This window comes from Marinobacter sp. X15-166B (assembly GCF_001752365.1).
In the GTDB taxonomy this organism is placed as follows: Bacteria; Pseudomonadota; Gammaproteobacteria; order Pseudomonadales; family Oleiphilaceae; genus Marinobacter.
The window spans coordinates 1,904,187-1,929,428 of sequence record NZ_MEIY01000001.1; the positions used below are offsets into that span (position 1 = coordinate 1,904,187).

At 59.9% G+C, this 25,242-nt stretch carries 19 protein-coding genes; 12 read left to right on the forward strand and 7 right to left on the reverse strand.

Annotated features, from left to right (window positions below; all coding sequences use genetic code 11):
* Positions 1-21 precede the first annotated feature (21 nt).
* The 4 genes from BG841_RS08985 (at position 22) to BG841_RS17605 (ending at position 6,289) form a co-directional block, all read left to right on the forward strand.
* On the forward strand, positions 22-801 hold the full coding sequence (locus BG841_RS08985; RefSeq protein ID WP_198929174.1) for a sensor histidine kinase: 780 nt from the start codon (positions 22-24) through the stop codon (positions 799-801).
* A complete protein-coding gene (locus BG841_RS17155; RefSeq protein WP_198929175.1) occupies positions 783-1,043 on the forward strand; it encodes a sensor histidine kinase in 261 nt (86 codons plus the stop codon). The genes BG841_RS08985 and BG841_RS17155 overlap by 19 nt, the downstream gene beginning before the upstream one ends.
* Positions 1,040-3,295 carry an ATPase, T2SS/T4P/T4SS family gene (locus BG841_RS08990; RefSeq protein WP_070057346.1) on the forward strand — a complete coding sequence of 752 codons (2,256 nt, stop codon included), beginning with the start codon at positions 1,040-1,042 and terminating at the stop codon, positions 3,293-3,295. Before BG841_RS17155 ends, BG841_RS08990 begins: the two co-directional genes overlap by 4 nt.
* 126 nt (positions 3,296-3,421) lie before the next feature.
* Positions 3,422-6,289 (forward strand): EAL domain-containing protein, encoded by a 2,868-nt coding sequence (locus BG841_RS17605; RefSeq protein WP_070057347.1) that lies wholly within the window; start codon positions 3,422-3,424, stop codon positions 6,287-6,289.
* Between the two features lie 14 nt (positions 6,290-6,303).
* Here the strand turns inward: BG841_RS17605 and glnG are convergent, their stop codons facing one another.
* The 4 genes from glnG to glnA all read right to left on the reverse strand — a co-directional run bounded on the left by glnG (position 6,304) and on the right by glnA (position 11,020).
* On the reverse strand, positions 6,304-7,731 hold the full coding sequence (glnG, locus tag BG841_RS09000) for a nitrogen regulation protein NR(I) (RefSeq protein WP_070057348.1): 1,428 nt from the start codon (positions 7,729-7,731) through the stop codon (positions 6,304-6,306).
* Positions 7,728-8,804, reverse strand: a complete 1,077-nt coding sequence (gene glnL / locus BG841_RS09005; RefSeq protein WP_070057349.1) for a nitrogen regulation protein NR(II) — start codon at positions 8,802-8,804, stop codon at positions 7,728-7,730. The genes glnG and glnL overlap by 4 nt, the downstream gene beginning before the upstream one ends.
* An 81-nt stretch (positions 8,805-8,885) precedes the next feature.
* Entirely contained in the window at positions 8,886-9,410 is a 525-nt protein-coding gene (locus BG841_RS09010; RefSeq protein ID WP_070057350.1) for a DUF4124 domain-containing protein, read from the reverse strand.
* A gap of 206 nt (positions 9,411-9,616) precedes the next feature.
* On the reverse strand, positions 9,617-11,020 hold the full coding sequence (gene glnA / locus BG841_RS09015) for a glutamate--ammonia ligase (RefSeq protein ID WP_070057351.1): 1,404 nt from the start codon (positions 11,018-11,020) through the stop codon (positions 9,617-9,619).
* Between the two features lie 472 nt (positions 11,021-11,492).
* Between glnA and typA the strand changes: the two genes are divergently transcribed.
* The gene (typA, locus tag BG841_RS09020) at positions 11,493-13,304 is read left to right on the forward strand and encodes a translational GTPase TypA (RefSeq protein WP_070057352.1); all 1,812 of its coding nucleotides are present in this window, start codon (positions 11,493-11,495) and stop codon (positions 13,302-13,304) included.
* A gap of 105 nt (positions 13,305-13,409) precedes the next feature.
* Here the strand turns inward: typA and BG841_RS09025 are convergent, their stop codons facing one another.
* A complete protein-coding gene (locus BG841_RS09025; protein ID WP_070057353.1) occupies positions 13,410-14,141 on the reverse strand; it encodes a DUF3581 family protein in 732 nt (243 codons plus the stop codon).
* A 195-nt stretch (positions 14,142-14,336) separates the two neighbouring features.
* Here BG841_RS09025 and pip point away from each other — a divergent pair, with 195 nt between their 5' ends.
* The 4 genes from pip (at position 14,337) to BG841_RS09045 (ending at position 18,122) form a co-directional block, all read left to right on the forward strand.
* A complete protein-coding gene (gene pip, locus BG841_RS09030) occupies positions 14,337-15,290 on the forward strand; it encodes a prolyl aminopeptidase (RefSeq protein WP_070057354.1) in 954 nt (317 codons plus the stop codon).
* Positions 15,291-15,376: 86 nt separating this feature from the next.
* Positions 15,377-15,841, forward strand: coding sequence for a D-aminoacyl-tRNA deacylase (gene dtd, locus BG841_RS09035; RefSeq protein WP_070057355.1), 465 nt, complete (start codon positions 15,377-15,379; stop codon positions 15,839-15,841).
* A gap of 338 nt (positions 15,842-16,179) precedes the next feature.
* Entirely contained in the window at positions 16,180-17,178 is a 999-nt protein-coding gene (locus tag BG841_RS09040; RefSeq protein WP_070057356.1) for a porin, read from the forward strand.
* 80 nt (positions 17,179-17,258) lie between these two features.
* Positions 17,259-18,122 (forward strand): CYTH domain-containing protein, encoded by an 864-nt coding sequence (locus BG841_RS09045; RefSeq protein WP_228141633.1) that lies wholly within the window; start codon positions 17,259-17,261, stop codon positions 18,120-18,122.
* Between the two features lie 13 nt (positions 18,123-18,135).
* Here the strand turns inward: BG841_RS09045 and mgtE are convergent, their stop codons facing one another.
* Positions 18,136-19,482 (reverse strand): magnesium transporter, encoded by a 1,347-nt coding sequence (gene mgtE / locus BG841_RS09050; RefSeq protein WP_070057358.1) that lies wholly within the window; start codon positions 19,480-19,482, stop codon positions 18,136-18,138.
* A gap of 24 nt (positions 19,483-19,506) precedes the next feature.
* Positions 19,507-20,676: a potassium channel family protein gene (locus tag BG841_RS09055; RefSeq protein ID WP_070058760.1), complete on the reverse strand. Its 1,170-nt coding sequence runs from the start codon at positions 20,674-20,676 to the stop codon at positions 19,507-19,509.
* Between the two features lie 110 nt (positions 20,677-20,786).
* Between BG841_RS09055 and glnE the strand changes: the two genes are divergently transcribed.
* From glnE to BG841_RS09070, 3 genes are all read left to right on the forward strand, one after another.
* Positions 20,787-23,711: a bifunctional [glutamate--ammonia ligase]-adenylyl-L-tyrosine phosphorylase/[glutamate--ammonia-ligase] adenylyltransferase gene (gene glnE, locus BG841_RS09060; protein ID WP_070057359.1), complete on the forward strand. Its 2,925-nt coding sequence runs from the start codon at positions 20,787-20,789 to the stop codon at positions 23,709-23,711.
* Positions 23,712-23,788: 77 nt separating this feature from the next.
* On the forward strand, positions 23,789-24,715 hold the full coding sequence (locus BG841_RS09065; protein WP_070057360.1) for a branched-chain amino acid transaminase: 927 nt from the start codon (positions 23,789-23,791) through the stop codon (positions 24,713-24,715).
* Between the two features lie 89 nt (positions 24,716-24,804).
* Positions 24,805-25,209: a DUF6165 family protein gene (locus BG841_RS09070; protein ID WP_070057361.1), complete on the forward strand. Its 405-nt coding sequence runs from the start codon at positions 24,805-24,807 to the stop codon at positions 25,207-25,209.
* Positions 25,210-25,242 lie beyond the last annotated feature (33 nt).

Sequence of the window (25,242 nt, forward strand, 5' to 3'; positions counted from 1 at the left end):
AGACGGGGGGACGGCACACCGGTGGAGTTCAATCTGGAAACCATTGGCTGGCTCTCAGGCGGGCGCTCCGAGGAAGAGCAGGGCGCAGTTGCCGAGTTGGTGTCGTTTTTGCTGATGTTCATTGCCAAGTACCGGTGGGCGGCCAATCTTCATCTTGATGTCACGGCGGCCAGCTACGACGAACTGCAGCAAAAAAATGAGGCATTGCAAGCGTCCGAGGCGCGTTATCGGCAACTGTCAGACGAACTGCAGTGCAAAGTCGACGAGCAGGTCAGGGTGGTGCAGCGTACCCAGCAGGAACTCTACGAGTCTGCGCATATGCGCTCCGTTGGGCAGCTGGCGGCCGGGGTGGCCCACGAAATCAACAACCCCGTGGGGTTCATCCGCAGTAACCTTGGGGTGGCCCGGGATTACGTGGATGTATTGGAGGGATCATTGCCGGAGGGGCACGGCAAACACGGTCTGCTTGCCGACTTTCGTGACCTGTTGGCGGAATCCATGGACGGCACCCGGCGAATTGCCGGTATCGTTGCGGACCTGAAAACGTTTTCCAGCATTGACCAGCATGAATTTACGCGCTGCCGTATCAATGAGCTGTTGCTCAGTGCGGTGAATCTGGTGCAGGCCGAATACGGACATCAGCTGAATGTGACCGACCGTCTGGATGACCAGTCGGTTGTCAACGGGTCACCGTCACGCCTGGCGCAAGCCTTTTTCAATCTGCTCGAAAATGCCGCCCAAGCGCTGGACGCGGCCGGAACGGGTCAGGGGGGGGGCAGATATTGCTGCGCACCCAGGTGAGTCATGGACGGGTGCAGGTGACGATTCAGGACAATGGCTGTGGCATCCCGGATGCGGTTCGCGCGCAGGTGTTTGATGCGTTTTTTACCACACGCCCGGTGGGTGCTGGTACCGGGTTGGGGCTGACGGTCGCCCGTGATATCGTGCACATGCATCATGGTACGCTGCAACTTGACAGCCAGGAAGGGGGCGGCACACGGGTGACCCTCAGTCTGCCATTGGCCGAGGGTCAGAGGACATGAACCGTCGCTACGCATCCCTGTTCAACCGTGATTCATCGGGGCAAGACGCACCACCTGCGGCACAAAAAAAGCGGGCCCCTTACCGGTTGCTGTTTGTGGATGACGAGCCCAACATCCTCGCCGCCATGGCCCGGGTGTTTCAGCGTGAAAACTACGAATTGCTGTTCGCCGGCAGCGGCCAGGAAGCCCTGGCGACTATGGACAAGAAACCGGTGCATCTGATCGTCACCGATTTTCTGATGCCGCGCATGACCGGCAGTGAGTTGCTGCGGGAAGTGCGTGAGCGCTGGCCGCAGACCATCCGTGTGATGCTCACCGGCCACGCCAATACCGACGCGGTGATGGGGTCGGTCGCAGACGGGGCGGTGTATCGGTTTATCCTCAAACCCTGGAACGATGACGAGCTTCGGGTGACCATCGCGCTGGCTCTGGAGCAGTATCAGCTGATTCAGCTGTCCCGCAAGCTGACCGAACAAAACCGGAGCCAGGGTCGGGATCTGGAAACCATCAGCAAACTGACCGCCACCAACCGCAGTCCGCTGGCGATACTGCTCCATAAAAAAGCCTGGCTGGATTCACAGCAAATCCAGCAACTGCACCGGGAAATGCAGAGTCAGAAAACACCGGTGGTCCGACAGTTGCTGCAACACGAATGGGTCGATTTCCAGCGCATGTTCGAGATGCTGCGGGATGACATGCTGTTTGAGACCGTTGAGCTGGCGGAAGCGCAGCCAGACCCGGCATTGCTGTCCTTGATTCCGCAAAACATCTGTATGCGCCAGATGGTCCTGCCCTTGCGGCTAAACGGGCCACGCTTACGCCTCGCCATGGTGGATCCGATGGACATCCACCTGATCGACGAACTGGGGTTCATGACGGGGTACAGCATTCACCCTCTGTTGTGCGAAACCGCGCAGATGCAGCAAAAACTGGCGGAAATTTTTGGCGGAGCAGACCAACTCGACGACATCGCGACGCAAGTCAGCACCGAGGATCCTTACGAAGGGATCGAGATAGTACTGGACGACGAATCCGATCAGGAATCCCTGGAGCAGTTGCTGGGCAGCTCAGAGGAACCGCCGGCGATACGTCTGGTCAACGCCATTATCCTGGAGGCCCTGCGTCTCAGAGCCAGTGACATTCACGTGCACCCGCGCACGAAATCCCTGGTGGTGCGTTACCGGATCGACGGTGTGTTGCAGGATAAGATACACATCCCCTCGAACCTGTTGATGTCGGTCGTATCCCGCATCAAAGTGATGGCAGAGCTGGACATCACCGAGCGCCGCAAACCCCAGGACGGTCGTATCACGGTCAAAACACCCATGCGCATTGTCGATCTGCGCATCTCCACCCTGCCAACGATCAACGGTGAGAAGGTGGTGATGCGGGTACTGGAACGCCAGTCCTCTGCCCAGTCGCTGGCCGATCTGGGGTTATCCGCCCACAATTTGCAACGCTTGAAGCATGTAGTGGCCAAACCCCAGGGCATCATTCTGGCGACCGGACCAACCGGCAGCGGCAAAACCACCACCCTCTATGCCTTGCTGCAGCATAATGCCTCCGCCGAGCGGAACTACGTCACCATTGAAGATCCGGTGGAATTCCACGTGGACATGGCCGGGCAAGTGCCGGTGAAGGAACGCATCGGATTGAGTTTTGCCAGCATTCTGCGCGCCATTCTGCGCCAGGACCCCGATGTCATTTTGCTGGGCGAGATCCGCGACGAAGAAACCGCTGATGTTGCTTTTCATGCGGCCATGACCGGGCATCTGGTCTATTCCACCTTGCACACCGGTTCGGCGGCAACCACCGTAGCCCGCTTGCTGGACCTGGGGCTGAAACCGTTTGTACTGGCGTCTGCCCTCGAAGCCATAGTAGCACAGCGCCTGTTGCGCAGAATCTGCAGTCTCTGCCGTGAGGAAGTCCCGCCACCGACGGAGGTGCTCGCTCAGCTTGGTCCCCGGTTTATGGACGCCGAACTTACTTTCTATCGCGGTCAGGGGTGCGATCAATGCCACCAAGGGTATCGGGGCCGGGTAGCAATCCACGAGGTGTTGACCATAAGTGAAGAGCTGCGGGTCGCGATCATGGAGGGTGCCAGTGCCATGCAGATCGAAACCATCGCCCGTGACCGGGGGATGCGGGTGCTGCTGGACGACGCCCTGGAAAAATTACGTGACGGGCTCACCACCGCGGACGAAGTGTTGCGTTTGCTGGGGCCCCAGATTCTCGAGGCCGAGCACCTGTAATGGATGAGTGGGAGCGGCTGTAGCTGAACCCCGTGGCCAGATAATAACCGACCGATGTGACCGTAAGGGCGCTGCTTCAATAAAAGCACGGACAATGTGACTGTGACCAATCCTGAATCCTGCAATATGACCGAAACCAATCCTGAACTCTGCGTTCTGCTTATTGATGATGACGAGCAGGACTATCAAGTTATCCGCAATCAGCTGCAACATACCGATCGTGGCATGTTTCGGCTGATATGGCGAAACACTGCCGCGGCGGGCCTTGCGGCCTTGCGAGCTGAGGCGGTTGACGTTGTTCTGGCCGGTCAGCGGCTGGGTACGGATGGCGTCCAGAGCCTGATCCAGAAGGCGCGCAGTGAGGGCCTGACCACGCCCTTCATTTTGCTGCTTGGTCTGCAAGGCGGGGACCTGCACGCTCGGATCGCGGCGCTGGGAGCCAGCGACTATTTGCGCAAAGAGTATCTCGGCGGCCCGGACCTCATATCTCGAGTTCTCCATGCCGTTGAACAGGCCGCTGCCATTGCCCAGTTTTCTGATAGCGAAGCCCAATACCGCTTACTGTTTGAAAGCTCACCCGCTCCCAAGTGTCTGGTGGAGCCGCAGTCGGGCCGTGTTCTCAGCATGAACGCCGCCGCACAACGGCTTTATGGTTACGGAGGCGGCGTTCGCAGCATCGCCGGGCTCAGGTGGGGCGATTTGTGTGTGGATCCCAGCCCGGGCGGCACGGTCATCGATGGGGTGGTGCTGCAGGCGGGCGCCACACTGGAATTGCATCGCACCTCTTCCGGTCAGGAGCTCTTCGTAGAAGTATTGGCCGCGCCCATAGTAATCAATCGCCGCGCGCGGAGCCTGCGGGTGTTGAAAGATCTGACCCAACAGGTGGCCCATAGCCAGCAGTTGCGCTTGTTCAAACGCTGTATCGAGGCCAGTTCTAACGGCATCATTATCGCCGATGCCCGCCAGCCCGACATGCCGGTGGTCTATGTGAACCCGAGTTTTGAGCGTATTACCGGGTATGACCGGGCAGAAGTGCAGGGCCGTAACTGCCGGTTTCTGCAGCATGACCACGCAGACCCCATGAACGAGCCGGCCCTGGCAGACATTCGCAAGGCGCTGAAAGAAGGTACGGAAGTGTCCGGGGTGCTGCGCAACTATCGCAAGGATGGCAGCACCTTCTGGAACGAGTTGTACCTGACACCGGTAACAGACGATACGGGACAGCTGACCCATGTTGTGGGTATTCAGAATGATATTTCCGCGCGCCGGGATATCGAACAAAGGCTCGCCTATCACATCAGCCATGATCTGGTCACCCGTCTGCCGAATCGCATGCTGCTGGAAGACCGCCTGCCTCAGGCCTGCCAGTTTGCCCGTCGCCATGGCCGGCACATCGGTGTGTTAATGGTAGGGCTTGACGGGTTCGAACAGATCAATGGCGCTTTTGGTCATCGTGTCGGAGACCAGGTGCTGGTGGAAACCGCCCGGCGGTTAATGGCATTGGTGCGCTCCGGGGATACCGTCGCCCGGATCAATGGGGATGAGTTTGTGGTTCTGCTGACCGATCTGGCGCAGCCCCGGGATATCATGATCCCCGTCGAAAAAATGCATCTGGAACTGGCGCGACCTTACCGGCTGGGGTCCGAGACCGTTCATTTGACGGCGTGTATTGGCATTACGGTGAGCGATGCCAGCCCTGAGCGACCTATGGAGCTGGTGCAACAGGCCAGCCTGGCCATGGTGCGTGCCAAACAGACCGGTAAAAATATCAATCAGTGGTTTTGTGAAGATTTCAATGCTGAAACCAGCCTGCGAATGAAGCTTCGCAATGAGTTACAGTCCGCAATCAACAAACAGACGCTTACCCTCCATTACCAACCGATTATTAATGCCCAAACCGGGCGGGTTGAATATGTGGAAGCGCTGGCCCGCTGGCCCCACCCCGTGCGCGGCATGCTCGAGCCGGCGGAATTTATTCCGCTGGCGGAGGAAACCGGCCAGATTGTCGAGCTTGGTACCCTGGTGTTGAATCAGGCCTGCCGGGACATCGCGGCGTTGCACGAGGCGGGGTTCAGAGACTGTGCCGTTGCGGTGAATGTGTCACCCAAACAGATTCAAAAACCCGGTTTTCCGGACGTCGTCAGCCGTGCCCTGAAGGCTAATGGCCTTACCCCAGAGGCGCTTGAACTGGAAACCGTGGAATCGGCGTTGCTCAATTACACCGACCGGGCGGTACAGACACTCCATGAATTGCGTGACCTCGGGGTGCGGATCGCCATTGATGATTTCGGTACCGGATTTTCCAGTCTCAGCTACATCAAGCTGTTGCCGGTGAGCAAGATCAAAATTGACCGTTCGTTTGTCAAGGATGTGATCCACAGTCCGAGCGATGCGGCGATTACCCAGAGCGTCATATCCATGGGGCATCACCTGTCGTTGGTGGTGGTGGCAGAGGGCGTGGAAACCGAAGCACAAGCGGCCTTTTTGCGCCGCCAGAAGTGCGACCTGCTGCAGGGGTTTGTCTTTGCCCGGCCCATGCCCTTTGCAGAGCTCAAACGCTATTTGAGCAGCAGCAGGGCTGTTGCCGGCGGTCATAGCGTCATTGAAGGAGAGGTGCAGAAAACCTTATTGCTGCTGGATGATGAAGAAAACATTCTGCGGGCGCTTAACCGTGTATTGCGTCGTGACGGGTATCGCATACTATCGACCACCAGCGTTCAGGAAGCCTTTAATCTGCTGGCCGAAAACGAAGTCCAGGTGATTCTCTCCGACCAGCGGATGGCCGAGATGTCGGGCACGGAGTTTTTCCGCCAGGTGAAGGAGCTGTACCCCAACACCGTCAGGATTGTGCTGTCCGGATACACAGATCTGCGGTCGGTCACCGAGGCGATTAACCAGGGGGCGATCTATCGGTTCGTGACCAAACCCTGGGATGACCGTCAGATTCGCGAGCACATTCAACAGGCGTTCCGCTACCGCGAAGGCTTGCACTAAACGGGAGGGCGGTTTCAGTCGTCGGCCCCCTGACGGTCGTCCAGCCCCAGCTCGCCAAGTTTGCGGGTCAGGGTATTCCGGCCCCAGCCCAGCAGCAGTGCCGCGTCTTTTTTGCGGCCGCCGGTCTGCTGCAGGGCCGCTTCCATCAGAATGCGCTCGAACTGGGGCAGTGCCGTGGTGAGCAGGTTGCTGTGGCCTCGGCTGAACTCCAGACGGGCCCAGTCCCCCAGGTATTGGTGCCAAAGCTGACCGTCGGTGGCCGGGTCCGCCGGTTGGCGCAACTCGGCCGGTAAGTCATCGATATGGACCTCACGGCCGCTGGCCATCACCGTCAGCCAGCGACAGGTGTTTTCCAGCTGGCGCACGTTGCCGGGCCAGGGCAGGGCACACAGGTAGGCCTCGGTATCCGCGCGCAGTATTTTAGGCTCGACGGACAGTTCCATGGCGGCCCGTTGCAGAAAATGCTGGATCAGCTGCGGGATGTCCTCCCGCCGCTCCGCCAGGGTGGGCAGGTGCATACGGATCACGTTCAGGCGGTGAAACAGGTCTTCACGAAACGAGCCTTGCTGTACCAGTTGCTCCAGATCCTGATGGGTCGCCGCGATGATGCGTACATCCACTTTGATCGGGGTGGTGCCGCCAACGCGGTAGAATTCGCTGTCCGCCAGCACACGCAGCAGGCGTGTCTGGGTCTCGGCCGGCATGTCGCCAATCTCATCCAGAAACAGGGTGCCGCCGCTGGCCTGTTCGAAACGGCCGTGCCGTACCCCCGTTGCCCCGGTAAACGCCCCCTTTTCATGACCGAACAGTTCCGACTCGATCAATTCCTTCGGTATGGCCGCCATGTTCAGGGCGATAAACGGCTCCCGGGCGCGGGGACTGTGGTTGTGCAGTGCCCGGGCCACCAGTTCTTTACCGGTGCCGCTCTGGCCGTTAATCAGCACCGTGATGTTGGAGTGGGACAGCCGGCCGATCGCCCGAAACACCGCCTGCATGGCGGGTGCCGCGCCGATGATGTCCGTGGCGGGTAAGGGGGGCTCATGCTGGCTTTCCCGGTGCTTGCGTTGCTCGCGGCGGTGGGCAATTGCCCGTTTGACCAGGGCCACCGCGTCATCCACATCGAAGGGCTTGGGAAGGTAGTCGAACGCGCCGGATTGATAACTGCTGACCGCGCTTTCCAGGTCGGAGTGGGCCGTCATGATGATCACCGGCAGGTCCGGGTGGGCGGCGGCCAGCTCGGCCAGCAGGGTGATGCCGTCGATACCGGGCATGCGGATATCACTGAGGATCGCATCCGGTTGTTGCTGCTCCAGCAGGCCAGGGATGGTGTCGCCCCGCTCAAACACGCGGCAGGCGAGACCGGCCTGGGTCAGGGCACGCTCCAGTACCCAGCGAATGCTGCGGTCATCGTCGATGACCCACACCTGTTCCGTTGCGGTCATGGGGTGTCCTCCAGGGGCAGGAAAATCATAAAGTCCGTCTCGCCGGGCACACTCTCGCACTCCACCAGTCCGCGGTGCTGACCAATAATGCTCTGGGTGATGGCGAGACCCAGCCCGGTACCCTGGGCCCGACCACTGATCATGGGGTAAAAAATATTCTGCAGTAAGGCGGCGGGTATGCCCGGGCCATTGTCGATGATATCGATGCGACAGACCAGCCGGTGGGGGGTGTGGCCAATGGTGAACTGACGCAGGGCGCGAGTCCGGAAGGTGATGGTGGGGCGCGCCCCGGCGGCGGGGTGGTCGAATTCGAAGGCGGCTTCCATGGCGTTCCGGGCGATGTTGAGCACGGCCTGAATCAATTGCTCCCGGTCCCCGGGAAACTCCGGCAGGCTGGGGTCATAATCCCGCTTGAAGACAAGGCGGTCACCGGCTTCGGCTTCCAGCAATGCCCGCACCCGCTCCAGCACTTCATGAATGTTGGTCGGCGTCAGGTTGAGCGCGCGGTTGGGGCCCAGCATGCGATCCACCAGGCTGCGCAAGCGGTCCACCTCGTCCATGATCACCTGGGTATACTCTTGCTGTGCAGGGCTGAGTTCGCGCTGCAGCAACTGGGCCGCCCCGCGAATGCCCCCCAGAGGGTTCTTGATTTCGTGGGCCATGCCCCGCACCAGAATACGGCTGGCGGCTTGCTGCGCGAGTATGTCCTCTTCGCGGATGATGCGCAGCAGCCGGTCCCGGGATTGCACCTCCATCAGCAGCAGGGGCTGGTCGGTGCCCAGGGGCATGACGGAGTAATCGACGATCATGCTGGTGCCCGTGGTGAGCAGTAACTCTGTCTCGCGCCGGGTGTAGGACTGGCCGCTGGTGGCGGCGGCGCGCAGGGTTGCGCGGGTTTCCGTGGCATCTGCCAGCAGCTCAGCCAGAGCGCAGCCGGCCGCCCGGGTCAGGCTGGTTTCGAACAGGTTTTCGGCGGCCGGGTTCAGGTATTGAATGACCAGCTGGGGGTCCAGCACCAGCACCGACGTCGTCAGATGTTCGATGAGCTGCATGTGTTCCGCAGGCGCTGCCATGACGCTCCTTGCAAACGGTGTCAAAAGGACAGCATAAACCGAAACGCGTTCGAATGGTGCGTCAGTTGCCTCGAATGAGGGCTAATTGTTGACGGTGGGGCGGTGCACGGTGAACGAAATGCTGTCCCCTGACATCACCCGCAGGCCCTGCCGGTCAACGATGTGTACATCCGCCCGGTGGGTGCCGCGGTAGACGTTGCGCACCGTCACTGAACCGGTGGTGCTCTGGCCTACCGGCTGGCCGTCCAGCTGCACCTCATACTTGTGGCCCGGGCGCAGGGCCGGATCGCTGCTGACCACAAATTCGACGTCGCCACTGCCGCTGTGAAAGGCGTCCTGGTCGTTGGGGGCGGAAAAGCTGACGCGCTTGTAGGCGGCTGGTGCGTCGCCGCGGGGCGGCGGTGACTGCAACACTTCCGACACGGTCTCCGGTTTCGGCAAGGTGATGGTGGTGACCGGTTTGACGTTGACCACCTTGGCGTTTTTGGTCGGTTCGTCGGAGTAAGTGACGTTGCCCTGAGCGTCAACAGAACGGTATACCTCGGCGTGCACGCTCACACTCACAAGGGCCAGCAGTCCGGCTAGCAGTCCAGATCTCACGTTCATATCCACATGTCCACTCGTTCTTATTCCCTTGATTATCGGTAGCACCGATCAACTATGCAACGCCGGGAAAACCGTTGTCCGTTACCAAGTGTTAAGAAATGCCAGAGTGAGACCTGGGTCTCTCTGTCTCCCGCCGAGGCAGTCGAAGAGCCATAAAAAACCCCGCGCAGGGCGGGGTTTCCGGGGGTTGGGCGGACGCCGGCCAATCAGCAGGAGTAGTACAGCTCAAACTCGACGGGGTGAGTGCTCATGTTAAGGCGCTCAACTTCACCGCGCTTCAGGTCAATGTAACCGCTGAGCATATCTTCGGTGAACACCCCGCCCCGGGTCAGGAACTCGAAATCCGCTTCGAGGCAATCGAGGGCCTCGTGCAGGGTGCCCGCCACCGTGGGAATGTTCTGGGCCTCTTCTTTGGGCAGGTCGTACAGATCCTTGTCCATGGCATCGCCCGGGTGAATCTTGTTCTGGATGCCGTCAAGTCCCGCCATCATCAGCGCGGCAAACGCCAGATACGGGTTCGAGGCCGCGTCCGGGAAACGTACTTCAACCCGCCGCGCTTTCGGCGAGTTAACGTAGGGGATGCGGATGGAGGCGGAGCGGTTGCGGGCTGAATAGGCCAGCATAACCGGGGCTTCAAAGCCGGGTACCAGGCGCTTGTAACTGTTGGTGGAGGCGTTGGTGAACGCGTTGATCGCTTTCGAATGGCGGATAATGCCGCCAATGTAGTAGAGCGCGGTTTCGCTCAGGCCGGCGTAGCCGTCACCGGCGAAAATATTCTTGCCGTCCTTGTTCAGGGACATGTGTACGTGCATGCCGGAGCCGTTGTCACCGACCAGCGGTTTGGGCATAAAGGTGGCGGTTTTGCCGTAGGCGTGGGCCACGTTATGGACGCAGTACTTCAGAATCTGCACTTCGTCGGCTTTTTTGACCAGGGTGTTGGGGCCGACGCCGATTTCGCACTGGCCCGCCGTACCCACCTCGTGGTGGTGCACTTCAATGTCCAGTCCCATGGATTCCATGGCCGCACACATGGCGCCGCGCAGGTCGTGCAGGCTGTCAACCGGTGGCACCGGGAAGTATCCACCCTTGACCGCCGGGCGGTGGCCAATGTTGTTGCGCTCGAAATCATCCCCCGACACCCAGGCGGCTTCTTCCGAGTGGATGGCGTACATGGAGCCGCTGATATCGGTGTTCCACTTGACGGAATCGAACACGAAAAACTCCGGCTCCGGGCCGAACAGGGCGCTGTCGGCGATACCGGTGGACTTCAGGTACTCTTCCGCCCGGCGGGCCACCGAGCGCGGATCACGCTCGTAGCCCTGCATGGTGGTGGGCTCGACGATGTCGCAGGTGATGTTGACGGTGGCCTCTTCGGTGAACGGGTCCAGCACCGAGCTGCTGTCGTCGGGCATCAGGATCATGTCGGATTCGTTGATGCCCTTCCAGCCGGCAATGGAGGAACCGTCGAACATTTTGCCGTCAGCGAAAAAATCCTCACTTACTTCGGAAGCGGGCATGGTGACGTGTTGCTCTTTGCCGCGGCTGTCAGTGAATCGCAGGTCGATCCATTTGACTTGGTGTTCGTTGATCAGATCAAGGGTTCTGGACATTGCGCAAGCTCCGTAAGGGTGCCCTGGCAGCGGGCGGTATCAATTATGTGGTGCCGAAATGGTCGATCAGCGCAGCTTAACAAAAGCCGGGTGTTGTTGCCTCCACATTTGGCAACAGAAACTGAGCAAATAGCTTGCCAGAATTTGCAAATCCTCCGCAGGTGCGGGTGTCAGGTCGGGACCGGGCCGACCAGGCGGGCGGTGACCGCACCGCCGCGGTGCAGGTGCGAACGATGCGCACCAAAAGGGTGCGCTGCGGAATTGTTCGATTTCTATACGATCAGTGCGTATAATACCCGCCCGGATTTTGCTATAGTATCCGCCGCTTCAAATTGACCTGCCTCAGGCAGGAGGGCCGGCCACTCTGGAAGGTCCGGTCCACTTTCACGGATTTGAGAGGCCATGCGGCAGGCTGCCCCGTCACCTTCCGATGCCCCTCTCAGGCCATTATGCATGCCTCAGGATACTGTTTGTGATAGAAAAACTTCGTAATATCGCGATCATCGCCCACGTCGACCATGGTAAAACCACGCTCGTAGACAAACTGCTGCGTCTCTCGGGCACGCTGGATCGGAAAGAACTCGAAAATGAACGGGTCATGGACTCCGACGATCAGGAAAAAGAACGTGGCATCACCATTCTGGCCAAGAACACCGCGCTCAAGTGGAACGGTTACGACATCAACATAGTGGACACCCCGGGCCACGCCGACTTCGGTGGCGAGGTCGAGCGGGTGATGAGCATGGTGGATTGTGTGCTGCTGGTGGTCGATTCCATCGACGGTCCCATGCCACAAACCCGCTTTGTTACCCAGAAGGCCTTTGCGGCCGGGCTGCGGCCGATAGTCATTGTCAACAAGATCGATCGTCCCGGCGCCCGTCCGGACTGGGTGGTGGATCAGGTGTTTGACCTGTTCGACAGCCTCGGGGCCAGCGATGACCAGCTGGACTTCCCCATTGTCTATGCCAGTGCCCTGAACGGCATTGCCGGGCTCGATCACGAGCAACTGGAAGACAACATGGACGCGGTGTTCCAGGCCATTGTGGATCACGTCCCCGCACCCGCCGTGGATCTGGACGGTCCGTTCCAGATGCAGATTTCCCAGCTCGACTACAACAGCTTTCTGGGGGTGATCGGTATCGGTCGCATCATGCGCGGCAAGGTCACCACCAACACGCCGGTGGTGGCGGTTGGTGCTGACGGTAAAAAGCGCCAGGGCCGGATCCTCAAGATCATGGGGCACTCCGGACTGCAACGGGTTGAGGTTGACGAAGCGCAAGCGGGCGACATCATCTGCGTGAGCGGTCTGGACGAACTGTACATTTCCGACACCCTGTGCGACATGAACCACGTGGAGGCCCTGCCCCCGTTGACGGTGGACGAGCCCACCGTGTCCATGACCTTCCAGGTGAACGACTCGCCCTTCTGTGGCAAGGAAGGCAAGTTCGTTACCAGCCGTAACATCAAAGAACGTCTGGAAAAAGAGCTGCTGCACAACGTCGCCCTGCGGGTTGAGGAAGGCGATTCGGCCGACAAATTCAAGGTGTCAGGCCGGGGTGAACTGCACCTGTCGGTGTTGATCGAGAACATGCGCCGTGAAAACTTCGAGCTGGCGGTGGGTCGTCCGGAAGTGGTGATCCGCGAAGTGGACGGCGAGCAGCAGGAGCCCTACGAGAACGTCATTATCGACATTGAAGAGCAGCACCAGGGTTCCCTGATGGAGCAGATGGGGTTGCGTAAAGGCGAGTTGACCAACATGGTGCCCGACGGCAAGGGACGCATGCGGCTGGAGTACACCATCCCGGCGCGCGGCCTGATCGGTTTCCGTAACAGCTTCCTGACCATGACCTCCGGGACCGGTATCCTGACCTCCACCTTCAGTCATTACGGCCCCATCAAGAGTGGTGAGGTGGCCAGTCGTCAGAACGGCGTGCTGGTGTCCATGGCCACCGGGACCGCGTTGACCTATTCTCTGGAAACACTGCAGAGCCGCGGCAAGCTGTTCCTGGATCCCGGGCAGGAAATCTATGAAGGCCAGTTGTGCGGTATCCACAGCCGGGATACCGATCTGGTGATCAACCCGACCAAGGGCAAGAAGCTCGATAACATGCGCGCGTCCGGCAAGGACGAGGTCATCGGCCTGGTGCCGCCGATCAAATTCACGCTGGAGCAGGCGCTGGAGTTCATCGAAGACGACGAGCTGGTAGAAGTAACGCCCAGCTCGATCCGGCTGCGCAAAAAGCTGCTGACCGAGAACGAGCGCAAGCGGGCAAGCAGAAAATAGACCAGCCACCGTGTGTCGAGCACGGCGCTGAATCAAGAGGGGGTGCTGCGGCACCCCTTTTTTTGTGGTCAACGACCGAGGAGTCAGGGCATTAGCGCAAGGGGATCAGGAACCCGTAGTTTCAATTCCGTACCGGGGGCCACGGGCCTTGAGGCGATAGAACTCGTCCACAATGCCGCTCATGGCCTCCGCGCAATAAGGTCTGAGCCCGCCCAGCACCAGTTGTTTGTCCACTTCACCCACCACCGCGCCGTCAGCGATCAGGCGGTATGCAAGGGACACATCGCCGCGCTTACCGTTGGCCGCCAGATCGGTATGGTGCAGTTCCAGATTCGCCGAGGCGGCGTCCGTGCTGTTAAGGGTAAGACTCATGCTCGCGTACATCACCATGGGGCGATCCGGGTTGAACATTACGCCGTTGGATTCCAGCAATGGCTGCAGGGTGTGCGGAAAGTTCTTGCCCGAGGCGGCCACGTAATTGCGGATGAACTGTTCGATGATCTGTTCATCCCGGGTCACCTCGCCCTGCCGTGTGACCTCCAGATAAATCTTGCCGCTGTCATCGCACAACTCGATGATGTCGTCGCCGCTTTCCCGGAACACCAGAGGTACGCCGTCACCCAGCAGGGCGCGGAACTGAAACTTCATGTGCCGGGACAGCCCGAAGCGTGAAACCACCACCGCAAACAGCAGGTCACCAGGCACACAGAAGCGCCGCGCGTCCGGATCGTGAATGGGGTTGAAGTCTCCGGCCACTTCCTTGGCAAACAGGCTGGCCTGGGGGGCGGAAATATGTAGGCGTCCGTCCTGGACGGAATAAAAACTGTCTAGAAACATTTGCTGCTTTCCTGGTTGCAAAGGGGAAGGTGCCACGACCCGCCTATAGTACTGGGGTTGGGCGGTTAAGGATATGCGCTATTTGTCCATGAACGCCGGCACGGGTTCAATACGGGTGGCCCGCACCGCGGTTGCGCAGTGGCCCGGCGATAGTCGGCTACAATTTAAGGACACCCCCGACATGGATGAACCGCCGTGCTGAACCTCTACCCGGATATCAAACCCAACGCCGTGTATCGACTGGCGGTGGCGTCGCCCCACGAACTCTATATAGAGGAGAGCGGCAACCCCGAGGGCATCCCGATTCTGGTGGTGCACGGAGGTCCGGGGGGCGGCTGCAGCGACAATCACCGGCGGTTTTTTGATGCGGAGCGATTCCGCATCATTCTGTTCGATCAGCGCGGGGCGGGGCGCTCACGACCCTTGGCGGAGCTGGCCGGCAACACCACCGCCGATCTGGTCGCCGATATGGAAACCATCCGCCAGTTTCTGGGGGTGGAGCGCTGGATGCTGTTTGGCGGCAGTTGGGGCTCCACCCTGAGTCTGGTGTACGCCGAGGCGTATCCCGAGCGGGTGCTCGGGCTGGTGCTGCGCGGTATATTTTTGTGCCGTGATCAGGACATCCACTGGTTTTACCAGCAAGGGGCCAGCCGCGTTTACCCGGATTACTGGCAGGCGTTTCTTGAGCCTATACCTGTCGCCGAGCGAGGCGACCTGGTGGCGGCTTATTACCGCCGCCTGACCAGTACCGACGAACTGGAGCAGATCCGCGCCGCCAAAGCCTGGTCGGTGTGGGAGGGGCGCTGCGCCACCTTGCTGCCGAACCCGGGGGTGGTTGCGCACTTCGAGCATCCGCATTTTGCCATTGCCCTGGCACGCATCGAGTGTCATTACTTCATCAACGGGGCGTTTCTGGAAGCGGACCAGATTACCCGTAACGCCGCCGCGCTGGCGGGCATTCCCGGGATCATCGTGCACGGTCGCTACGACATGGTGTGCCCGCTGGATAATGCGCTGGCGCTCAGTGCGGCCTGGCCGGGTGCGGAGCTGAGAATCATCCGCGAAGCGGGTCATTCGGCGACCGAACCGGCCATAATTGATGCACTGGTTCACGCTGTGGAAGAAATTGCCCAGCGGGTGGCTGGTTAAGCCGCAGACAGCCTTGCGCTCTCGTTTTAGGCTGGTTAGACTCCATCCCGTTCTAAAAATTACAACCGCCTCATGTTCGGGATGGTATGAAGGGACTGATTCAGCGAGTTACCCAGGCACAAGTCGTTGTTGATGGAAAGCTCATAGCCGCTATCCCCGCAGGCCTGCTGCTGTTTCTGGGCGTCGAGCGCACCGACAGTGCCGGGCAGGTTAAGGAACTTTGCCAGAAAATACTGAGTTATCGGGTCTTCCCCGATGACGCCGGCCGCATGAACCTTTCCCTTAAAGATACCTCAGGCTCACTGCTCGTGGTGCCCCAGTTTACCCTGGCGGCCGATACCCGTTCAGGTACCCGACCCGGATTTTCTTTGGCCGCCGCCCCCGAACTTGCTGACCAGCTGTTTCAGCAGTTTGTGGTGCAGGCGAAGTTGGGGCTGGGTGAAGCGCAGGTTCAGGCCGGCCGCTTCGGGGCGGATATGCAGGTGGCGCTGACCAATGACGGCCCGGTCACCTTTATGCTGACGACCCGGGGCGCCGATATCGCAGCCTAACTGTATGATATTTAATGTGTATATTGCGTGTGAACGATTGTTTTGGCCGGCAAATGGACGCTATATCGTTGAATTATCAATTGAAATGAAAGGCGGTTAATAAAAGTTACATAAAGGCGTGTTAAAAGTTTGCAAAACACTTTGGGTTGTATTAAAAATGGCTCATCATGCAGTGCCTTAAAAATGCGCTGTAAACAATTGAGTGTTATAGAGGTCATGGAAGCCGGGATTTCACTTGATTCACCATGAGTCCTGCCCGGTGTCAGGTGTTTTTACGACAGAAGAACGGGGCCAACCCGTCGCAAAACTTGAGTTAACTTAATAAGGAAGACGCAAAAATGAAAAAAACGCTACTTGCCTCAGCGATCGCTGCTGCAACTTTCTCCGGCGCTGCACTGGCTCAGGACAGCAACCTGCCGACCGTTTACGGTAACATTCAGTACGCGGTCACTCACGTTGACGTTGAAGGTTCTTCTACGATTGAGCATTTCGATAACGGTTCCACCCTGGGTGTAACCCACAGCCACCAGATTGCTCCGGGCATCACCGGCTTCTTCAAGATGGAGCTGGAAGGCATCGGCGCAGACGATAAGGCTGGCAGCAATGGTATCAGTGCCCTTGACGAAGCTTACATCGGTGTGAAAGGTGACAGCTTCGGTCAGATCTGGGTCGGTTCTGACGATTCCCGTTACGAAGACGCAATCGACAAGATCAGCAACTACTGGGAAGCCCTCAGCTCCGGTACCAAAATCGGCCACGACACCGGTGAAGGCGACCTGATCCAGTACAGCTCCCCGAGCTTCGGCGGTCTGCAGCTGAGCGCCGCCGTGCAGATCAACGGTAACGGCGAAGAGCGTGTCGACAGCACAGGTGCAAAAGTCGCCGGCAAGAAGTCCTACCCGTACCAGTTGGCGGCGGTCTACTCCATGGACGCGCTGGAACTGGCTGTGGCCATGGACTCCAACGACGGCAACACCGCCTATAGCAGCAACGTTTTTGACAGTAGTGTTAACAACGAAAACACCTACGGTGTGCGCGCCACTTACCGTGCGGGCGACCTGAGTCTGACCGGTTCCTTCCAGACCCGTAAAGACGTGGGCGATGCCTGGGGTCTGCTGGCGGGTTACAACGTGGGCGCCAACACCTTCGCATTGGGTTACGGCTTTCAGGATGAAGACGGTGGCGATGGCGAAGTTTCTACCATCACTGCGCAAGCCCTGCACAACGTGTCCAGCAACCTCTACGTATACGTAGAAGGTCAGCTGAAAAACGAAGACAGCGGCGTGGCTGATCAGGACACCACGACTCTGGCTCTGGGTGCTACCTACTACTTCTGATCTGAGTTAGCTCAGTCTGAAGCAGTCTGAAAAACCGGTGACCGCAAGGTCGCCGGTTTTTTTTGTTACAGTAATGAAAAATGACGGATGACCCCATGGCCCAGGAACTGGAAATCAAACTGACCCTCAATGAGTGCGATTTGGCGGCGGTGCTGGTCTGGTTGAAGGCCCAGCCCTGCACCGCCCTTGGCGCCAGCAAGCGGCTGGAGAACACCTACTACGACACCCCCGGGGCCGACCTGAACCGGCAAAAAGCGGCCCTGCGGGTACGCCAGCAGGGCGATGCCTGTGTGCAGACGGTGAAAACCCAGGGGCGGTTTGTCAACGGCCTGCACCAGCGGGATGAGTGGGAGTGGCCCCTGGCAACGGCGACCCTGAACCTCGGTTTGCTGGCGGACACTCCGCTGGCGGAGGGCGTGAACCTGGCGCAGCTGGCGCCGGTGTTCGAGACCAATTTCAGCCGCCAGATTGTGATCATCGACGACGGCGAAGCGGTGATCGAGTGTGCGCTGGACCACGGGGTGGTCGTCGCCGGCTCGCGGCAAAAACCCCTGTGTGAAGTTGAATTCGAACTCAAGTCCGGCAACCCCCAGCGGCTGCTGGAGTGGGCCGGGCGCCTGGCCCAGCGGTGCCCGGTGTTTGTGAACCTGATCAGCAAAGCCGAGCAGGGCTATTACCTGGCCGGTGTGCACGCGCCTGCAGCCGATGCACAACCGGCGGATGCGGTGATTGCCTGGTGCCGGCGTCTGGCGCTGGCCTGGCTGTGCGGAACGGCGGTGGACCTGCAGGGGCTGGATGAGGAAGCGCTGGCCGTCCGGGCCGGACAGAAGGCGGTGACGGATGCACTGCAGCGGGTCATGACCCAGCTGCAGGCGGGGGCAGAGCCCGCCACCTTGCTGCAAGACCCGACCCTGGGACAGCTGCAGCTGGCGCTGCTGGCCTAGGGGGGCACCGCCCTCAGCCGCTGCCGAGAATGGCGGTGGCAATGCTGAAGTAGATCAGCACCCCGCTGACGTCGGCAATGGTGGTGATCAGCGGAATGCTGGCCGCCGCCGGGTCAATCTTCAGGCGGTTGAGCACCAGCGGCAGCAGCACCCCGATCAGACTGCCGGCCAGCACCACGGCAATCATGGTCAGCGCCACGGTGGTGGCAATGTCGATGTTGGTGCGGAACACGCCCACCCCCCAGACGGTGAGCGCCATGGTCAGCCCCAGGGCCGAGGCCACCAGCAGCTCCTTGCGGAACAATCGCCACCAGTCCCGGTTGACCACGTCGCCGGTGGCAATGCCCCGAATCACCAGGGTGGCGGACTGGGCCCCGGCATTACCCGCACTGGCCACCAGCAGGGGCATAAAGAACAGCAGCGCCAGATGGGCACCGATGATGCTCTCAAAATGGGCGATCCCGGCACCGGTGAAGATGTTGGCGAACACCAGAATCACCAGCCACTGGATGCGGGAACGGTACAGCGAAAACGGCGATGCGACGATGACGTTGGACTCCAGGGCACCGACGGAGCCCCCTTTGTGGATGTCCTCGGTGGCCTCGGCTTCGATCACGTCCATGGCGTCATCGTAGGTGATGATCCCCATCAGTTGCTGGTCCCGGTCCAGGACCGGCAGCGCCAGCAAGTCATACTTGGCAATCAGCTTGGCGGCATCATCCTGCAGGGTATCCGTATAGGTGTACACCAGCCCGGTGGCCATCAGGGTATCAACGATGGTGTCCGGCGGGGCGGTAATCAGTCGCCGCAGGGACACCACGCCAATCAGGTGGTGCTGATCATCCACCACGTAGGACTGGTAGATGGTCTCTTTGTCCATTGCGGTCTTGCGCAGGATGGTAATGGCTTCGCTGGCGGTGATTCCGGAATCAAAAATGGCGAAATCGGTGCTCATCAAAGAGCCCGCGGTCCCCTCCTCATACCCGAGCAGGGTGGTCAGGTCTTCGCGGTCGTCCTGATCGAGGGATTTGATCAGCTGCTGCTGGAGGGGCTCCTCCAGGCGGCTGAAAAAATCGGCCCGTTCGTCCGAGGGCATTTCTGCGGTGAGCAGGGCCAGCTCGGGAACCGGTGCGTCTTCGGTCAGTTCCAGTTGCGTCTCGGGGCTGATGTAACCCAGTACCTTGGCCCGGGCTTCCAGGGGCAACAGCTCGAACAGGGCTTCACCCATGCCGTCTTCCGGGTGCTGCTCAATAAATTCCGCCAGGTCAGCGGCATTGAACTGGCTGGCGGCTTCCACTATCGCGTGGTGCTGGCCTCCTGACAGGGCGTCGATCAGGGGTTGGTAGTGTACTGGCTGCATAGCAAAACCCTGGGTAGCGGTGGATCAATCGGTGTCCGGGGTGGAATCCGCGGGGATGGTGGCATTTTCCTGTACTGTCCGCCACTTTTCCAGAAAACTTCGGTACCGGTCCAACGCTTCCTGCACGATCTCGACGGTGGGCGTATCCTGGGACTTGACCAGAATGATCAGTCCTTTGCCCTGTATTTTCTTGGTCACCGGCGGGTGACAGACCACCTCGCCGTCCGGGCCAATGTAGGCCAGTGCGGTGCCTATGCCATGACGGATCAAAGCGCTGACGATGTCCGCCCAGTTCAGATCGTCCACGTCGATCTCATACCGGTGGGGGTGGTCTTTTTCGTAATTGAACATGTCCTCGAGCACTTGTTCCGAACCCGGCGCCACCACGGCTCTGACCATAATCTCGGGGTAGGTGCGCACCGGGCGGATGATGGTGCGGATACCCAGCGGGACAAAGCGCATTCGGTTCTCATCCACCACGCACTCAAGGGTGGTGCGGGAGGCCAGGTTGACCTCGCTCAGGCGGTGGGCGATATCAAAGGTGAGGCTGTCGGACACCGGGTCCGACTCGTCGGCCGCCAGCAACAGAATATGACGGGCGTCACCGGCGTGCACCGCCTTCAGGGCCTTGGGGTCGGCACCGTAACCGTGATAATGCACCAGCCCCATGTCGGACAATTCCTGGGGCAGGCCGTTGGGGTATTCCCGCGTCAGGATCTGGATCGGGATGGTTTCGTAGCCCGGCACCGCCCGCAATTGGGTGGCAATGCGCATGAAGTATTGCTCCCCGGCGTGGCGGGGGGTATTGATGATCACTATGTGGTCTTTCATGTTATAGATCCAGCGTCCGGTAAGAATGCGTTCCCGCCGGTAATAGCGGTACTCGATAAAATCACTGATTATCAGCGTCATGATGGTGATGGAGGCGACGAAAATCAGGGCGATGGTGCTCAGCCGGCCCAGGGTGGTGGCGGGGGCGAAGTCGCCGTAGCCAACGGTGGCGAGGGTAGTCATGGTCATCCACGCCGATTCGAACAGGGACAGTTCTTCAACGCTCCAGATGATCAGCGTTTGCAGGGCCACCAGTCCACCCAGTATCAAGAACAACCGCTTGATGCGGGCCCGGATGATGCCGGAAATGGGCAGGTGGGAGTACTGGTGCTCGGGGTTGAGCGGACGACGGTTGCGAAGCATGTAAAGCCTATGGGCGTCAGTAATAACGGCGTGGCGGGCGAGCGCCATGGCGCTCATCGAATCTTCCTATTACAGTACAAAAATATAACAGAGATACAGAGGTTTGCATTATGCCTGAACCGTGGGGTGCATTGCCGCCCATTCTGGCCGCTGAAGTGGCGAACCATTGGGCAACCATCTTTCCGGACGGCTTGCCGGACTGGGTGGCCGACTCCGATCATCCGGCCGCCGACGGTCGGGTCAGCGTCCACGATCTGGCCGGGGCCCTGGCCCGCAGCGTGTTTGTGCGCCGCACTCTGGAACAGCAGCCCGCAGCGATGGCGGCCATGGCGGCCTCCCGGTCTTTGTCAGAACCCACCACGGCGGAGTATCTGCAGTCGCGCTGGCGCGGTTTTCTGGCCGAGGTGACCGACGAGGCCTCTCTGCACACCCAGTTGCGCCGCTTTCGCCGCGAGGTGCAGTTCCGGATCATCTGGCGGGACCTGCTGGGCTGGGCCGATCTGGCGGAAACCATGCAGGCCACCAGTGCGTTTGCCGATGTGTGTATCCAGGGGGCACTCGATTGGGTGTACGCCGACAGTTGCGCCCAGTTCGGGACGCCCTGGGGGCGTGACCCGGTCACCGGTCACGAGGCCCCGCAGCAGATGGTGGTGCTGGGCATGGGCAAGCTCGGTGGCTGTGAGCTGAACGTGTCCTCCGACATCGACCTGATTTTTGCTTTCCCCAGTAACGGCGAAACCCGGGGCGGGCGCCGAGCGCTGGATAATCAGCAGTTTTTTGTGCGTGTGGGCCAGCGGCTGATTCAGGCGCTGGATCAGATCACCGCCGATGGCTTTGTATTTCGGGTGGACATGCGCTTGCGTCCCTACGGGCAAAGTGGTGCCCTGGCGTTGAGTTTTGCCGCGCTGGAAGCCTACTATCAGGATCAGGGACGCGACTGGGAACGTTACGCCATGGTCAAATCGCGGGTTGTGGCCGGCGACCGGCGTGCCGGCCAGGTATTGATCGACTCCTTGCGGCCCTTTGTGTACCGCAAGTACATCGATTTCAGCGCCTTTGAATCGTTGCGCAACATGAAGCTGATGATCGGTCGGGAGGTCCGGCGTCAGGGTCTGGAAAACAATATCAAGTTGGGCAGTGGCGGGATCCGTGAGGTGGAGTTCGTGGTGCAGGCGTTTCAGCTGATCCGCGGCGGCCGCGACCGGGAACTGCAGCAACGGGAGCTGCTGACCATTCTGGATGAACTGGTGGAGCTGGAGCTGTTGCCCGAACCGGTGGTTGAGGAATTGCGCGCCGCGTATGTGTTTCTGCGCAATCTGGAGCATGCCCTGCAAGGGGTGGCCGATCAGCAAACCCAGTTGTTGCCCGCCGATCAGCTGACCCAGGCGCGCATCGCCCTGATCCTGGGGTTCAGCGACTGGCAGGCCTGCATGGACGCATTGAACGCCCACCGGGAGCGGGTCGCCCGTCATTTTGCCGACATCATCGCGATTGATGACCCGGAACAGAACGGCACCGTGCTGGATGAGGACTGGCAGGCCCTCTGGTTGGGGGAAATGGACCCGTCGACTGCGGCAGCCTGGCTGGCCGGGCAGGGCTACGAGGCGCCGGAAGCCAGTGCGAGCCTGCTCGCCGAGCTGCGTGACGGGCGTGCGTTGCAGACCATGCAAACCCAGGGCCGGCAGCGCCTGAACCGGTTTATGCCGGTGTTGCTGGCAGAACTGACCCAGGTGGATTGCCCCTCAGAAACCCTCGGCCGGGTCATGCCGCTGGTGGAAGCGGTGTTGCGGCGCACCGCGTACCTGGTGTTATTGCTGGAAAATCCCGGTGCCCGCAGCCAGCTGGTCTGGCTGTGCAGTGAAAGCCCGTGGATCGCCAGCCAGCTGGCGGAAACCCCTCTGCTGCTGGATGAGCTGCTGAATGCCGAGAGTCTGTATCACCCGCCCCCGAAGAGCGAATTGCAGGACGATTTGCGCCAGCAGATGCTGCGCATTCCGTTCGAAGACCTGGAAGAGCAAATGGAGTCCCTGCGTCACTTCAAAAAGGCCCACGTGTTGCGGGTGGCCGCTTCCGAAGTGCGGGGCACCCTGCCATTGATGAAGGTCAGCGATTATCTGACCTGGATTGCCGAGGTGGTGCTGGATCATGTGGTTGCGGTGGCCTTCGCCAATCTGGTGGCCCGGCACGGCTACCCCTGCCAGGCGGACGGCTCGGTGTGTGACACCGGTTTCGCCATCGTCGGTTATGGCAAACTGGGGGGCATCGAACTGGGGTACACCTCGGACCTAGATCTGGTGTTCGTTCACGATGCCGCCCCCGAGCAGAGCACCAACGGTGACAAACCCATCGACAACGCGGTGTTCTATACCCGTCTGGGCCAGCGCATAGTGCATATCCTCAGCACCCAGACGGCGGCCGGCCAGTTGTACGATGTGGACATGCGTCTGCGCCCCTCGGGAAACTCGGGGTTGTTGGTGACGACCCTGGCGGCGTTCGAACGCTATCAGCGCAACGACGCCTGGACCTGGGAGCACCAGGCCCTGGCCCGCGCCCGCGGTGTGGCCGGTGACCGGCGGACCCTGGCCCGGGTCGAGGCCCTGCGGCACGACTTGTTGCGGATGAAGCGCGATCCGGACACCCTGCGTCAGGACGTGGTCGACATGCGCGAGAAAATGCGCACCAGTCTGGGTACCCCGGAAACGGGCGGGATAGCGGTTGAGGTGTTTCACATCAAGCACGATCGCGGTGGAATTGTGGACATTGAATTTCTGGTGCAATACCTGATGCTGGCCCACAGTGCCGCCCACCCCGCGCTGACCCAATGGTCCGACAATATCCGCCAACTGGAAGAACTTGGGCGTGCCGGGGTGCTGCCGGTGGCGGACACCGAGACGCTGATTGCCGCCTACATTACCCTGCGCTCGACCATTCACCGACGGGCTCTGCAGAATCTCAACAGTCAGGTTTCCGGCGATGCGTTTGCGGACGAGCGCCGGTGTATTCAGGCGCTGTGGCAGCGGGTGATGCTGGCATGATCGGGTTGCTTCGTGCTGGTGGTTTTTCCTGCTAGAATGCCAGCTCAACAGAACCTGCTTGCTTAGGAGCACAAACAATGTCGATGGCGGATCGCGATGGCCTGATTTGGTTGGATGGTGAGATGGTACCCTGGCGGGAGGCCAAAACTCACGTTCTGACTCATACACTGCACTACGGATTGGGATGCTTCGAAGGTGTGAGGGCGTACAGCACCGACCAGGGTCCGGCAATTTTCCGTCTGCAGGAGCACACCGACCGTCTGTTTCGCTCGGCCCATATCCTCAAAATGAAGATGCCGTTCAGCAAAGAGCAGCTGAACGAAGCACAACGGGCCACCGTGCGGGAAAACAACCTGGATGAAGCCTACCTGCGCCCGATGGTGTTCCTGGGTTCTGAGGGCATGGGCCTGCGTGCCGACAACCTGAAGGTGCACGTCATGGTTGCCGCCTGGAGCTGGCCGTCTTATATGTCGCCCGAGGCCATGGAAGTGGGCATCAAGGTGCGTACCTCTTCGTATACGCGCCACCACGTCAACATTACCATGTGCAAGGCCAAGGCCAACGGCAACTACATCAACTCCATGCTGGCGCTGAATGAAGCCATTGAGAGTGGTTGTGAAGAAGCCTTGTTGCTGGACAACGAGGGTTACGTGGCGGAAGGCTCCGGCGAGAACGTGTTCATTCTGCGCGACGGTGTACTGCACACCCCGGAACTCACCTCCTGTCTGGAGGGGATCACCCGGGCCACCATCATTGAGTTTGCCCGGGAACTGGATATACCGGTCAAAGAACGCCGCATCACCCGTGACGAAGTGTACGTCGCCGACGAGGCTTTCTTTACCGGAACCGCCGCGGAAGTGTTGCCCATCCGCGAGCTGGATGGCCGTGCCATCGGCACCGGCAAACGGGGTCCGCTGACCGAAAAACTGCAAAAGATGTACTTTGATGCGGTCAAGGGCCGGGCCCCGCAGCACAGTGACTGGCTCACCGCTGTCCGAGACTGACATCAGCAAACTTCCGGGCCGCCGTTGACTGAACCTCCGTCCGGCGGCTTTGTTATGTGTTATCAATCTATTACCTACAGGACGATCTAATGGCAGATGTAATCAGGGTGCCGGTTTCTTTCGGCGAAGTGCTCGACAAAATCACCATCCTTGAGATCAAGTCAGAGCGGATTCAGGACGAAGCCAAAGTAAAAAACGTGCGTCTGGAGCTGGAAGAGCTGACCGCCACGTGGAATGAAGCGGTGCAAGATCAGACCGCCATTGCGGATCTGCGGGCACAACTCAAAGCGGTCAATGAAGAACTGTGGGTGATTGAAGACGATATCCGCGACGAAGAGGCCGATCAGAATTTTGGCGAGCGCTTTATCGAACTGGCCCGTGCCGTGTACGTAACCAATGACAAGCGTGCTGCCCTGAAAAAAGACATCAATCTGGCGCTGGGCTCGCGCTTTGTGGAAGAAAAGTCCTACCGGGACTACACCGCCCGCAAATAAGCCCCCCCTCTCCCGCCAGGGGCGAGGGGAGCA